Raw genomic sequence first — 12,319 nt, 5'->3', positions numbered from 1 at the left:
CGCCGAACCGTGAGCTATGCCGAGTCGCCCGCTCGCACATCGACCGCCGGCCGTGCGCCGATGACGGTCGACGACCTGTGGTTCCTCGCCGACGAGGCGCGCCAGCGCGCCGAGCAGGCCTACCACCGCCTGCGCCGGAGCCACGCCGACGCCGACTACCTCGAACCGGTCCACACCCGCCGCGTCTCCCGCCCGCGGTTTCGCACGCTCGCCGCCCGCGTGAAGTCCACGGGGACGCCCTACGGCGTCCACACCGTCGTCCGCCGCCGCGACGACGAGATACTGCTCGTCCGCCACGAGGGCGTCGACCTCTGGGTCCTCCCCGGCGGCGGCGTCGACGGCGACGAGGGGTTCACCGAGGCCGCCCGGCGCGAACTCGCCGAGGAGGCCGGCATCACCGCCGACTACGGCGGCCTCGCGATGGCCACCCGCGTCGACATCCGCTGCGACGGCCACCAGACGTGGGGCGTGATGCCCGTCTACCGCGCCCGCGCCGACGAGGCCGCGGAGCTCAGCGTGAACGACCCCGACGAGGAAATATCGGCCGCGCGGTGGTTCCGCGTCTCGGAGCTCCCGCCGGACACCCGCGACCGCGACGACCTGCTGTCGTGGTACGACCACGTCGCCGGCGACTGACCGGGCCGCCGGCTCAGCCGGTCGGTCCCTGCGCGTCTTCTGCGTCCTGCGCGTCTTCCGCGTCCTGCGCGTCTCCCGTTTCGCTCTCGTCGGCTTCGACGCGTTGGCCCCAGAACCCGGGGTACTTCTCCACCCAGAGGTCGCCGAGGACGACCGTCTGGCACGCGAGTCGGAGCCCCGAGTCGGAGTCGTGCGGCGGGAACCGGAGCCGGCGGCGCTCCTTTTTCGTCCGATAGGTCACAGGGCCGCGAACCCGGACGGCGCAGGTACCACACGAGCCCCCGCCGCGGCAGTTGAACCACGACGAGTGACCGTTGTGCGGCGGTTCGCCGGCCGCTCGAAGCACGTCGCGGAGCACGTCTCCGCGGTCGCACTCGATTTTCCGGCCGCGAAAGTGGACGGTTGGCACGTGTCGGGTGACGCCACGCGAGGCTTAAGCGGTGTCGTTCGAGCGACGACGGGAGAGAGCCGGCAAAAGGCCGCCGACCGTCCATCGCGCCGCCGCCGCGGTTCCCGAACCGAACCACGAAAAGCGGCAAGGGCCTCCGAAACCCCGCGATTCGCCTCGGAGAATCTAAGTTCGTTCGTCCCCGACCCCGACCATGCGCAACACACGACGCGCGTACCTCGCTGCCACGGCGGGTGCGCTGACGCTGGGAACCGCCGGCTGTCTCGGCGGCGGAAGCGGCGGTTCCGGCGACGACGCCGTCGCCGCCATCGGTTGCGAGGTCCCCGCACGCGACACGGTCGATTCGCTCCCCACGCCCGTCATCGGGGCCGAGGACGCGAGCGTCGTCGTCGACGTCTGGGAGGACTTCGCCTGCCCTCACTGCGCGACCTTCGCGGTCGAGGTCGCTCCGCAACTCCGGTCCGAGTACGTCTCGGAGGGCGTCGTCCGCTACCGCCACCACGACCTCCCGATTCCGGTCGACGACTGGTGGTCGTGGAAGGGCGCTTCGGCGGCCCGCGCCGTCCAGGACGAGGCCGACGACGAGACCTTCTTCGAGTTCGCCCACACGCTCTACGAGAACCAGTCGGAGTTCACCGGCGGCGACGCCGAGGGCTCGCTCTCGACGCTCCGGTCGCTCGCGGACGACGCCGACCTCGACGGCTGTTCGGTCGCCGCGGCCGCCTCCCGGGAACGCTACCGTCCGCTCATCGAGGCCGAGCGGACCGAGGCCGTCGACGAGCGCGGATTCCAGGGGACGCCGACCGTCCTCGTCGACGGCGAGCAGGCCCCCCCGCGGTGGTCCGACCTCCAGAGCGCCGTCGAGGACGCTCGATAACCGGTTTCGACTCGCACACTACCTCTCTCGCGGGATTCGCGCACGACACCAGCGACTCTTTACGCAGAGATTCACTAGCCACGAGTATGCACGCGACGCGACCGCTCCGCCGACCCCGACGAGGTGACGACCGGTGAGACGACGCGCCCTCCTCTCTCTTCTCGCGGGCGCGGGCGTCGCCGGCCTCGCGGGCTGTCTCGGCGACGGTTCGACCCCCGAGGGGTCCGCCGAGACGACCGCGACGACCGCCGGAACCGGAGACGACGGCACCGGAACTGCCTCGGCCACCGCGTCGTCCGGGTCCGGCGACCTCCCGCTCGTCGTCGACACCGTGGAGGCGCAGGGCTCGACGGCTGGCGAGGCACAAATCCCGGCGGACGGGACGCCGACCGTCCTCGACCTCTTCGCGACGTGGTGTGCGCCCTGCGTCGCCCAGATGGAGTCGCTTCGGACGCTCCACGAGGAGTTCGGCGACGACGTGGCGTTCGTCTCGGTGACGAACGAGCGCCTCGGCGGCGGCCTCACGATGGACGACATCCGCGCGTGGTGGGCGGAACACGACGGGAACTGGACGGTCGGCCACGACCCCGACAGTAACCTGATGCGCGCGGTCCGCGCGAACGGCCTCCCGTACCTCGTCGTCTTCGACGCCGACGGTGAGGTGTCGTGGACCCACCGCGGCCTCGCCAGCGAGGAGAACCTCCGCGCCGCCGTCGAGGACGTCGCCTGATGCCCGGGTTCGGTCTCGGTCCCGTGCTGGGGCTCGACCCCGGGTTCGCGGGCACACTCGCGTTCGCCGTCAGCGCGGGCGTCGCCACCTTCTTCGCGCCCTGCGCCTACCCGCTTCTCCCGGGCTACGTCGGCTACTACCTCTCCCGCGAGGAGGCCGACCTCGGCGGCGCGGCCGTCCGCGGGTCGGTCGCCTCGCTCGCCGCCCTGCTCGTCCTCGGCGCTATCGGGAGCGCGCTCGCGGTCGTCGGCGGCCGCATCGCCTCGCACCTCGCGCTCCTCGAACCGCTCGTCGGCGTGGCCCTCGTCGGCTTCGGCGTCCTCATGTTCTCCGGTCGCGCGCCGAGCCTCCACGTCGTCCTCCCGGAGTACCGGTCGTCGGTGACCGGATTCGGCGTCTTCGGCGCGGTGTACGGCCTCGCGGCCGCCGGCTGCGTCGTCCCGATTTTCCTCGGCGTCGTCACGCAGTCGCTCGCGCTCCCGACCCCGCAGGCGGTCGTCTCGCTGGGGGCCTACGCCGCGGCCGCCGCGCTCCCGCTCGCGGTCGTCACCGTCGCGGCCGCGCTCGGCGGCGACCGAATCCGGTCGCTGTCGGGCCACGTCGGCTCGGTCCAGAAGGTCGCCGCGGGCGTGATGGTGCTCGCCGGTCTCTGGCAGATTTGGCTGGCGCTGTCGTTCTTGGGACACGTCTGAGGGGGCGGGCGGTCGGCCGCCCGATAGCCCGCGGCGGCCGACTCAGTCGCCCAGCCCCGGAGCCTCGCCGGTCGGCGTCGGCAGCGACCGAATCTCCCGCGGCGGCACGAGGAAGTTGCCGCGGCGCTTGACGAAGATGTACTCCAGAATGCCGTTGTTGACGCGCTGGCGGACGGTCGGCACGTCGGTCAGGTCGGTGCCGTTCATCGCCTCGCGGACCGCCTCGAACTCGGAGATGCCGCGCTGGAGCGACGGGAAGTGCAGGCTCGCCACGCCGTCGTCGGCCGACTCGAAGTGTCTGCGGAGCAGTTTGACGTTGCCCTCGTCGTCGCGGTTGGCGCGGGCGGCCTTCTGGGCGTGGCCGACGTGGCCGAACTCGAAGGCGTCGTCGCGGAGGCTGTCGAGCATCGCGTCGATGCCGCTGTCGTCGCCGAGGTTGTCGCCGACGCCCTCGACGAGTCCCTGCTCGGCGTGTTCCGGCGAAAATAGCTTCATGACCCGATGGTAGCGGTCTTCCTCGTCGTACCAGTCCGAGAGGCGCTGGCGGACGTTCGCCACGTGCTTCGTGGTCGCGCCCGCGAACGGCCCCTCGTCGATGGTGACGTACTCCTCGGTGGCCTGATTCTTGGCGAAGCCGGCTTTGAACCCCATGAACAGCGGCGACTCCTCGGGGACGGGGTTCCCGTCGGGGACGCCGTTCAGGTCGGACTGGTGTTCCGCCGGGAGGCCGGCCCCGACGAAGCCCGTCCGTCTGGAGTCCACTGAGAAGACCCCCGAGAGGTCGGCGTCGACGGCGACGCCGTTGGCCTCGTCGACCTCGCCGCGGAGCGCCTGTTCGGCTTCGAGGACCGCGTCGGCGCGGTCGGACGCGAGGTGGACGAGCGCGTCCTGCCGGTCGAACTCGGGCGTCTCGAAGGGTGACAGCGCCCGCGGTTCGGGCAGGTCCACGCCCGCCGGGAGCGGGTCGTCGAAGCGGTCGAAGTACCGCGGGGAGTAGGCGACCGACCAGATGACACCCTCGTGGCTCCGCTCGTAGGCGCGGTCGAGGACGCGGAAGGCGTTCTCGACGGCCTCGCGGTCGGCCTCGGCGGGCGGTCCCTCGCCCGCGAGGTCGAGGTAGAGAAGCACCTGATGCCGGGGCATCTCGACGTTGCCGTGGTCGTCAGCCCGGCAGAACTCGTTCCACGCGTGCTGTCTGCTCGGGAGCGTCTCGAACGCGTCGGTCCCCGCCGGGACGGGGTCGTCCGGTGCCCTGTCGAGGCAGGCGGAGAGCGCCGCCGCGCCCCCGGCCGCGACCGCGGCCTTCAGGAACTCCCGGCGGGACGGAGACCCGTCGAACATACCCCGGCTAGGGACCTCTCGGGGAAGTCCGTTCTGGTGTGTGCGTCGAAGATTTCGCCGCGGTCGTGCGAGACGAGAACACGCGCGCTGGCGTTCGAAACGCACACCAAACGGCATTTGAGTATCGGGCCGCTAGCGGTGGGTAATGAAACGACGAACGTATCTCCGCGCCGCGGGGGCGGGCGCGGCGCTCGGTCTCGCGGGCTGTCTCGGCGGCGGCGACGCCAATCCCAACGTCTCGCTGTCGAAGCCCGACCGCGAGAACGACGTGTCCAGCGAGGACCTCCCCTACCCGGCGTGGGGACAGCAGGTCCCCGACGTGACGCTCGCGGACCCCATCGCGGGGGGTGAGGTGTCCGTGCGCGACATCGACGTGCCGCACTTCCACACGTACTTTTTCACCAACTGCATGACCGTCTGTCCGGTCCTCATCAGCGCGCTCCGAGAGGTCCAGATTCACTCGGTCAGCGAGGGCTACGCCGACGAGGTGTCGTTCTACCCCATCACGTTCGACCCCGCTCGCGACGACGCCGACGCCTTCCGCGCGGAGGCCGACCAGATGAACGTCGACATGGACGCGGGCAACTGGCACTTCCTCCGCCCCGCCGACGAGGCCGAGGCGAAGTCGGTCGTCGAAGACCAGTTCGGCGTCTTCTTCCAGAAGAACGAGCCGAACGACGAGGGCAACTACATGTTCACCCACCTCGGGCTCGTCTCGCTCGTCAACGGCGACGGCTACGTCGAGCGGACCTACCGCGGCAACCAACCGGACGAACAGACGCTCATCGACGACCTCACCGCGCTCCGGGAGGCATGACGAGTCGGCGTCGGTTTCTCGCGGCGAGCGGGACCGTCGCAACCGCCGGGCTCTCCGGCTGTCTCGCCGAGCTCGGTCGACTCTACACGTCGAACGAACCGCCGGTCGTCTCGAACCGCCCCGACGAGGTGTACGTCCCGACCCACACCGAGGGGATGCGCATGGTCGGGAGCGCGGACGCCGGCGACCTCCGGGTGGGGGTCTTCTACAGCTATCCCCACCGGTTCTGGGTGATGTCCGACGAGGGCGACGGCTTCGGCACGTCGAAAATCTCGGTCGAGGCCGGCGCCGACGTGCATCTCATGGCGTCCGTCTGGGACGCCGAGACGGGCGTCGTCGTCCCCGACACCGGCCTCTCGCTCGAAATCGCCCGCGACGGCGACCTCGTGAGCGAGGAGGTCGTCTACGCGATGCTCTCCCAGCGGATGGGCTTTCACTACGGTTCGAACTTCGGCCTCGACGGCGACGGGACCTACGAGGTGACGGTGGACGTGGGCGCGCCCTCCCTGCGCCTGTTCGGCGACCTCGTCGGCCGGTTCGACTCCCCGGCGACCGCGACGCTGGACTTCGAGTACAGCGCCCGCGACCGCGACGACCTCCCGTACACGACGCTCGACGACCAGCAGGGCGACCCCGGCGCGGTCAAGCCGATGGAGATGGACGGGCTTCCCCTCGGCCGCGCCCCCGAGACGCTTCCGGGGACGGCGCTCGGGTCGGCGACGACGGGCAGCCTCCGACTCGTCGGCACCGTCCTCGATGCCGACCGCTTCGGCGACGACCCCTACCTCGCTGTCTCCCCGCAGACGCCCTACAACCGCCTTCTCGTCCCGCGGCTGGGGCTCACCGCGACCGTCGCGTCCGGCGGGTCGACCCGCTTCGACGGCCGACTCGAACCCGGCCTCGACGCCGACCTCGGCTTCCACTACGGCGCGTCGGTTCCGGGGCTCGCCGGCGACGACGCGACCGCGGACCTCGCGGTGGACGTGCCGCCGCAGGTCGCCCGCCACGAGGGCTACGAGACGGCCTTTCTCGAATTCGACCCCGTTCGCCTCGGGTAACGGCAACCGAGTCGAACAAGGACAGGGCTATTTTCGTCCGGACCGACCGACCCCGTATGGACTCGACGCGCCGCGAACGAGCGACACTCGCCCTCGCCGTCTGGGGCGTCCTCGTCTCGCAGGTGCTCCTCTACCCGGGCGTCTCCGACCTCGTGACCGCCCTCGGCGGCGGACAGGGGGAGTACGACCTCTCGGCCGGGATGCTGTTTCTCGTCGCGGAGTTCGCCTCGTTCGTCGCCTTCTCCAGCGTCTGGGGCGCGCTCTCGGACGCCCTCGGTCGGCGGACGTGGCTCATCGTCGCGGGCGCGCTCGGCGGCGCGGCCAGCTACGTCGCGCTCCTCGCGCTCGCGACGCTCCCGTGGCTCGACGCGACCTTCGGCGCGGTCCTCGCCGTCCGCCTCGTCGGCGGCGCGATGACCATCGGCGCGTTCTCGCTGTCGATTACGATGCTCGCGGACCTCTCCGGAGGCAACGGACGGAACATGGGCGCGGCGGGCATCGCCATCGGCCTCGGCGCGGCGCTCGGCTCGGTCGTCGGCGGCCAACTCACCACCATCGACCCGCTCGCGCCGCTGTACGCGTCCGCCGCGGCGCTCACCGCCGTCGCGCTGCTCGTCACGACCGTCACCGACCGGACGCCCGATTCGACCCGCGTCGGCGTCGGCGTCGTCCTCAAGAAACTGGCCGCGCGCCCGGCGTTCGCGGTCCCCTACGCCTTCGGCTTCATCGACCGCATGACGGCCGGCTTCTTCGCCCTCGTCGGCGTGTACTACTTCCGCGAGACGTTTGGCGCGAACGCCGCCGTCGCGGGCGGGGTGCTCGCGCTCTTTTTCGTCCCCTTCGCGCTCCTGCAGTACCCCCTCGGGTCGCTGTCCGACCGCGTCGGCCGGTTCGTCCCCGTCGTCGCGGGGTCGATGCTCTACGGGGTTGCCATCATCGCGGTCGGGCTCGCCCCCGTCTTCGAACTCGCGGCGGGCCTGATGGTCGTCGGCGGCGTCTTCGGCGCGCTCGTCGCGCCCGCGACGATGGCGCTCGTGACCGACCTCGCCGAGCCGGGCGAGCGCGGGGCGGCCCTCGGCGGGTTCAACGTCTTCGGAAGCCTCGGCTTCCTCGCCGGCTTCCTCGTCGGGGGCGTCGTCGCCGACGCGGTCGGCTACCTCCCGTCGTTCCTCGTCGTCGGCTTCGCCGAGGTCGCAATCGCCGTCGTCGCGCTCCGGGCGGTGAAGCGACTCGACGGCATCGACGCGGCTCAGACCCCGTCGAGCGCCGACTGAAGCTCGGCGTTCACGACGAGCCACATCCCGCGGAGGCAGACGACCACGGCGAGGCCGACGCCCGCGAGGACGAACGCCAAGAACAGGCCGACGAAGACGCCGCCGCCCCGCGGGTCGGGGACGGTCGCCGCGAACTCGCCGAGCTGGACCGCGAACGCGACGATGCCGGCGACGAGAAACGCGAGCAGCAGTTCGAGGAGCCGCCAGAACGTCTCGATTCGCAGACCGCCGCGGCCGGTGAGAAGGAGGGCGATTCGCCGCGACGCGGCCAGGAGCGAGACGACCGTGAGAAGCACCGTCGCGGCGGCCGCGAGCCCGAAGCCGACGTCTGCGAGCGGGAGCGACGACGCGAGCGGCGAGACGAGCGTCAGCGCGACGCCGAGGAGGACGCCGGCCGCGAGGAGCGACTCGACGCCGAGAATCGCCGTCTCCGGCTCGTCGCGGGCGATTCGAGCGAGTGTCCGGTACACAACCGACGCTCTCGGCGGGTGCTGAAGGCTGTTTCCCTTGGCCCTAGTCGTGCCCGGAGACGCGAACCGGCCGGTAGGGCGCTTCGAGGTAGTCGATGTCGGAGTCCGTGAGCTTGATGTCGAGGGCCTCGACCGCGTCTTCGAGGTGTTCGATACTGCTCGTGCCGACGATGGGCGCGTCCACCCAGTCCTTGTGGAGCACCCACGAGAGGGCGAGTTGCGCCATCTTGACGCCCTTCTCGTCGGCGAGTTCCTCGACGCGCTCGTTCACTTCGCGGCCGCCGCCCTCGAAGTACGGGTGGCCCTTGGCGTGCTCGTCGGTCCGGCCGCGGGTCGTCGCCTCGAACTCCTCGTGGGGGCGGGTGAGGTAGCCGCGGGCGAGCGGCGACCACGGCATGACGCCGACGCCCTGCTTCTCGCAGAGGGGGAGCATCTCGCGTTCCTCCTCGCGGTAGAGCAGGTTGTAGTGGTTCTGCATCGTGGCGAAGCGGTCCAGTCCGAGCGAGTCGGCGGTGTACTGCGCCTCGGCGAACTGGTGGGCCCACATCGACGACGCGCCGACGTAGCGCGTCTTGCCGCGGCGAACCGCGTCGTCGAGCGCGCGCATCGTCGTCTCGATGGGCGTGTCGTCGTCGTAGCGGTGAATCTGCAGCAGGTCGAGGCTGTCCATCCCGAGGCGGTCCAGCGAGTTGTCGAGTTCCTGCTCGATGGCCTTCCGCGAGAGGCCGCCGGAGTTCGGGTCGGTTTCGTCCATCTGGAAGTACACCTTCGAGGCGACGACGGCCTCGTCTCGGCGGCCCTCCAGCGCCTTCCCGAGGACGCGCTCGGACTCGCCGTTCGAGTACATGTTCGCGGTGTCGAAGAAGTTGATACCGAGTTCGATGGCGCGGTCGACCAGTTCGAGGCCCGCCTCCTCCTCTAAGACCCACTCGCGCCACTCCGGGGTGCCGAAGCTCATACAGCCGAGACAGATGCGGGAGACCTCCATGCCGGTGTTTCCGAGCGTCGTGTACTCCATGCCGGAACATCCCCGCGAATCGGCAAAAAGGTGGACCAAGCGGTAGCCGCGGCGGGGACCCTCCCTTCTCGGCCGGTCGTCGACTCACGAGATTCAGGTAAAACGGCCGTTTCTCGGGGTTTGAAACCGTCTCTCTCGATTTATGCCGCTGCGAGTCGTATCATTCATCCGAGGCGTTGCCTCGGTGATTCCGATGTTCACAACGAAACAACTGGTCGCGGTCCTCCTGAGCCTCCTCGTGGTGGGGTCGCTCGCGGGCGTCGCGGCCGCACAACAAGGCCCGGCGGCCGGCGGGACCGTCGTCGTCGGCGAAGGCGAGACCGTCGACGGCGACCTCGAAGCCGTCGGCGGCACGGTCGTCATCGCCGGGACGGTGACCGGCGACGTGTCGGCGACGGCCGGGACCGTCCTCCTGACTGAGACCGGAACCGTCGACGGGAACCTCGACGGCGTCGCGGGCTCCGCGACCCTCGAAGGGACCGTCGGCGGCGACGTGAGCCTCGCGGGCGGCGCGGTGTTCGTCCGCGACACCGCCGACATCGGCGGGTCGTTAGACGCCGCCGGCGGCACCGTCCAGCTCGACGGCGCGGTCGCCGGAAACGTCCGCGTCGGGGCCGACGAGTTCGCCGTCGGCCCGACCGCTCGGGTCGGCGGCTCGCTCGAATACGACGCGACGACCGCGACCGTCGACTCCGCGGCCGTCGTCGACGGCGGCGTGCGACAGGTCGACGACCTCGTGGTCGCCAGTCCCGTCGTCGCCGGCGCGCCGTTCCAGTTCGGCCAGTTCGAAGCCCCGGTCATCCCCGGCTGGGTGGTCTCGGGCTACTGGCTGCTCGCCAACTTCGTCCTCGGTGCGATTATCGTCCTCGTCGCTCCCGACTTCGCCCGCCGCGTGACGGGCCTCGGGACGAAGAAGGCCGTGCGGAGCGGCGGCGTCGGCCTCCTCGCCATCGTCGCGATACCCATCGTCCTGCTGCTCCTGCTGTTGACCATCGTGGGCATCCCGCTCTCGCTGGCCGGCGGGGTCGGATTCGTCCTCGCCCTCTGGGTCGCGGGCATCTACGGCGCGCTCGTCCTCGGGACGTGGCTCCTGTCGCTCGCGGACTACGACAACCGCTGGGCCGCGCTGTTCGCCGGCCTGTTCGTCCTCGCCGTCCTCGACTTCGTCCCCCTCGGGGGCGTCCTCGAGTTCGTCGTGCTGCTCGTCGGCCTCGGCGCGTTCGCGCTGGCGCTCCGCGGGGAGTCCGCCGACGACGGCGACGAGGGCGTGAGCGCCCCCGGTGAGGGCCCCCAGGAAGGCTCGCCGATGGCCTGACGGCTCGGCGACCTCGCACAATCCGGACGAACAATTATTATGGTCTGTTCTGTCTGTCGAGCCATGGCAGTCGAGTACGAGGCCGAGTCGGAATCGTTCGAGTGGGACATCCCCGAGGACTACAACATCCCCGCGGTCATCGAATCGCACGCCGACGCCTTCGGCGACCGCGTCGCCCTGAAGTTCCGCGACGCCGACGGCGGCCGCGAGGAGCGGACCTACGGCGACCTCCGGGACGACATGAACCGCTTCGCCAACGCGCTCGAATCCATGGACGTCGGGAAGGGCGACCGGCTCATCCACCTGCTTCCCCGCGACCCCGACGTGTTCGCCGTCCAGCTCGGCGCGCTCAAGCGCGGCGCGCTTCTCGTCCCCAGTTCCTCGATGCTCAAGCCCAAGGACATCGCGTTCCGCGCGAACGACTGCGAGGCGACGACCGCCGTCGTCCACGAGTCGCTCGTCGGCATGGTCGACGAGGTGCGCGACGAGACGCCGCTTTCGAACTTCGTCGTCCTCGGCGGCGACGCCGACGGCTGGTCCTCGTTTTCCGACCTCGTCGCCGACGAGTCCGCCGACCACGACGGCCCCGACCTCCGGGCCGAAGACCCGATGTCCATCAACTACACGTCGGGGACGACCGGCCAGCCCAAGCCGGTCCGCCACCGCCACCGCTGGATGCGCTGTTTCGAACTCGTCAACGCCCCCTACTGGTGGGGCGTCACGGCCGACGACGACCTCTCCGACGAACTGCTCTGGGCGACGACCGGAACCGGCTGGGCCAAGTGGTTCTGGAGCCCCGTCGGCGTCGGGCTGACGACCGGCGCGACCCAGTTCGTCTACCGCGGCGACTTCGAACCGGGCGCGTTCCTCGACATCATGGAAGAAGAGGGCGTCACCCGCCTCTGCGCCGTCCCGACCCAGTACCGGATGTTCGCCCAGCGCGACCTGGGCTCGTACGACCTCCGACTGAAAGAGGCGCTGTCGGCGGGCGAACCGCTCAACCGCGAACCCATCGAGGCGTTCCGCGAGGCGTTCGGCGTCATCCCGCGAGACGGCTACGGCCAGACCGAGACGGTCGCGCTCCTCACGAACTACCCCGGCATCGACGTGAAACCCGGCAGCATGGGCAAGCCGACGCCCGGCCTCGGCACGACCATCATCGACGAGAACGAGGCGGAGGTCGGCGTCGACGAAATCGGCGAAATCGCCGTCCCGGTCGGCTGTCCCGGCATCTTCGACGGCTACTACGAGAAGCCGAACCTCGACGAGAAGACGTTCTCGGGCGACTACTACCGCACCGGCGACCTCGCCTCCCGCGACGAGGACGGCTACTTCTTCTTCGAGGGGCGCGCCGACGACATCATCATCTCGGCGGGCTACCGGATCGGCCCCTTCGAGGTCGAAGACGCGCTCGTCTCCCACGAGGCGGTCGCGGAAGCCGCCGCGGTCGCCAGCCCGCACGAGGAGCGCGGCAGCATCGTCAAGGCGTTCGTCGTCCTCACCGACGGCTACGAGGGCTCCGACGACCTCGTGGACGAACTCCAGTCGTTCATGAAAGCGCAGACGGCCCCGTACAAGTACCCGCGCGAAATCGAGTTCGTCGCGGAACTGCCGAAGACCTCCTCGGGGAAGATTCGCCGCATCGAACTGCGCTCGCAGGAACGGGACTGAGCCGCGTCGCC

At 70.5% G+C, this 12,319-nt stretch carries 13 protein-coding genes; 9 read left to right on the top strand and 4 right to left on the bottom strand.

Annotated features, from left to right (window positions below):
* The first annotated feature begins 60 nt into the window (after window positions 1–60).
* Window positions 61–636 carry an NUDIX hydrolase gene (locus tag C5C07_RS06670; RefSeq protein ID WP_004977325.1) on the top strand — a complete coding sequence of 192 codons (576 nt, stop codon included), beginning with the start codon at window positions 61–63 and terminating at the stop codon, window positions 634–636.
* Window positions 637–649: 13 nt separating this feature from the next.
* On the opposite strand, the gene C5C07_RS06665 is transcribed toward C5C07_RS06670, so the two are convergent.
* Window positions 650–1,045: a 2Fe-2S iron-sulfur cluster-binding protein gene (locus C5C07_RS06665; protein WP_115804768.1), complete on the bottom strand. Its 396-nt coding sequence runs from the start codon at window positions 1,043–1,045 to the stop codon at window positions 650–652.
* A 193-nt stretch (window positions 1,046–1,238) separates the two neighbouring features.
* On the opposite strand from C5C07_RS06665, the gene C5C07_RS06660 reads away from it, so the two are divergent.
* The 3 genes from C5C07_RS06660 to C5C07_RS06650 all read left to right on the top strand — a co-directional run bounded on the left by C5C07_RS06660 (window position 1,239) and on the right by C5C07_RS06650 (window position 3,344).
* A complete protein-coding gene (locus tag C5C07_RS06660; RefSeq protein WP_115804767.1) occupies window positions 1,239–1,922 on the top strand; it encodes a DsbA family protein in 684 nt (227 codons plus the stop codon).
* Window positions 1,923–2,055: 133 nt separating this feature from the next.
* The gene (locus C5C07_RS06655) at window positions 2,056–2,652 is read left to right on the top strand and encodes a TlpA disulfide reductase family protein (protein ID WP_115804766.1); all 597 of its coding nucleotides are present in this window, start codon (window positions 2,056–2,058) and stop codon (window positions 2,650–2,652) included.
* Window positions 2,652–3,344 carry a cytochrome c biogenesis CcdA family protein gene (locus C5C07_RS06650; protein WP_004977329.1) on the top strand — a complete coding sequence of 231 codons (693 nt, stop codon included), beginning with the start codon at window positions 2,652–2,654 and terminating at the stop codon, window positions 3,342–3,344. Before C5C07_RS06655 ends, C5C07_RS06650 begins: the two co-directional genes overlap by 1 nt.
* A gap of 42 nt (window positions 3,345–3,386) precedes the next feature.
* Here C5C07_RS06650 and C5C07_RS06645 read toward each other — a convergent pair whose 3' ends face one another.
* Window positions 3,387–4,685: a twin-arginine translocation signal domain-containing protein gene (locus C5C07_RS06645; protein WP_115804765.1), complete on the bottom strand. Its 1,299-nt coding sequence runs from the start codon at window positions 4,683–4,685 to the stop codon at window positions 3,387–3,389.
* Between the two features lie 145 nt (window positions 4,686–4,830).
* Here C5C07_RS06645 and C5C07_RS06640 point away from each other — a divergent pair, with 145 nt between their 5' ends.
* The 3 genes from C5C07_RS06640 to C5C07_RS06630 are packed head-to-tail and all read left to right on the top strand — an operon-like array spanning window position 4,831 to window position 7,834.
* Window positions 4,831–5,502, top strand: coding sequence for an SCO family protein (locus tag C5C07_RS06640; protein WP_050458954.1), 672 nt, complete (start codon window positions 4,831–4,833; stop codon window positions 5,500–5,502).
* The gene (locus C5C07_RS06635; protein ID WP_115804764.1) at window positions 5,499–6,560 is read left to right on the top strand and encodes an iron transporter; all 1,062 of its coding nucleotides are present in this window, start codon (window positions 5,499–5,501) and stop codon (window positions 6,558–6,560) included. The genes C5C07_RS06640 and C5C07_RS06635 overlap by 4 nt, the downstream gene beginning before the upstream one ends.
* A gap of 56 nt (window positions 6,561–6,616) precedes the next feature.
* Window positions 6,617–7,834, top strand: coding sequence for an MFS transporter (locus C5C07_RS06630; protein ID WP_115804763.1), 1,218 nt, complete (start codon window positions 6,617–6,619; stop codon window positions 7,832–7,834).
* Here C5C07_RS06630 and C5C07_RS06625 read toward each other — a convergent pair.
* Together C5C07_RS06625 and C5C07_RS06620 are read right to left on the bottom strand one after the other, a co-directional pair.
* On the bottom strand, window positions 7,810–8,304 hold the full coding sequence (locus C5C07_RS06625; RefSeq protein WP_050458951.1) for a hypothetical protein: 495 nt from the start codon (window positions 8,302–8,304) through the stop codon (window positions 7,810–7,812). The genes C5C07_RS06630 and C5C07_RS06625 overlap by 25 nt on opposite strands.
* Before the next feature lie 43 nt (window positions 8,305–8,347).
* The gene (locus tag C5C07_RS06620; RefSeq protein ID WP_115804762.1) at window positions 8,348–9,322 is read right to left on the bottom strand and encodes an aldo/keto reductase; all 975 of its coding nucleotides are present in this window, start codon (window positions 9,320–9,322) and stop codon (window positions 8,348–8,350) included.
* 193 nt (window positions 9,323–9,515) lie between these two features.
* Between C5C07_RS06620 and C5C07_RS06615 the strand changes: the two genes are divergently transcribed.
* Together C5C07_RS06615 and C5C07_RS06610 are read left to right on the top strand one after the other, a co-directional pair.
* Entirely contained in the window at window positions 9,516–10,637 is a 1,122-nt protein-coding gene (locus tag C5C07_RS06615) for a polymer-forming cytoskeletal protein (RefSeq protein WP_115804761.1), read from the top strand.
* Between the two features lie 63 nt (window positions 10,638–10,700).
* A complete protein-coding gene (locus tag C5C07_RS06610) occupies window positions 10,701–12,308 on the top strand; it encodes an acyl-CoA synthetase (protein WP_115804760.1) in 1,608 nt (535 codons plus the stop codon).
* The last annotated feature ends 11 nt before the right edge of the window (window positions 12,309–12,319 follow it).

The organism is Haloferax sp. Atlit-4N (assembly GCF_003383025.1).
Taxonomy (GTDB): domain Archaea; phylum Halobacteriota; class Halobacteria; order Halobacteriales; family Haloferacaceae; genus Haloferax; species Haloferax gibbonsii.
This window is presented reverse-complemented; position numbering and strand designations above follow the sequence as displayed.

Coding starts and splice junctions, on each gene's coding strand:
- C5C07_RS06670 (WP_004977325.1), top strand. CDS start 61: ATGACGGTCGACGACCTGTGGTTCCTCGCCGACGAGGCGCGCCAGCGC.
- C5C07_RS06660 (WP_115804767.1), top strand. CDS start 1,239: ATGCGCAACACACGACGCGCGTACCTCGCTGCCACGGCGGGTGCGCTG.
- C5C07_RS06650 (WP_004977329.1), top strand. CDS start 2,652: ATGCCCGGGTTCGGTCTCGGTCCCGTGCTGGGGCTCGACCCCGGGTTC.
- C5C07_RS06645 (WP_115804765.1), bottom strand. CDS start 4,685: ATGTTCGACGGGTCTCCGTCCCGCCGGGAGTTCCTGAAGGCCGCGGTC.
- C5C07_RS06640 (WP_050458954.1), top strand. CDS start 4,831: ATGAAACGACGAACGTATCTCCGCGCCGCGGGGGCGGGCGCGGCGCTC.
- C5C07_RS06635 (WP_115804764.1), top strand. CDS start 5,499: ATGACGAGTCGGCGTCGGTTTCTCGCGGCGAGCGGGACCGTCGCAACC.
- C5C07_RS06630 (WP_115804763.1), top strand. CDS start 6,617: ATGGACTCGACGCGCCGCGAACGAGCGACACTCGCCCTCGCCGTCTGG.
- C5C07_RS06620 (WP_115804762.1), bottom strand. CDS start 9,322: ATGGAGTACACGACGCTCGGAAACACCGGCATGGAGGTCTCCCGCATC.
- C5C07_RS06615 (WP_115804761.1), top strand. CDS start 9,516: ATGTTCACAACGAAACAACTGGTCGCGGTCCTCCTGAGCCTCCTCGTG.
- C5C07_RS06610 (WP_115804760.1), top strand. CDS start 10,701: ATGGCAGTCGAGTACGAGGCCGAGTCGGAATCGTTCGAGTGGGACATC.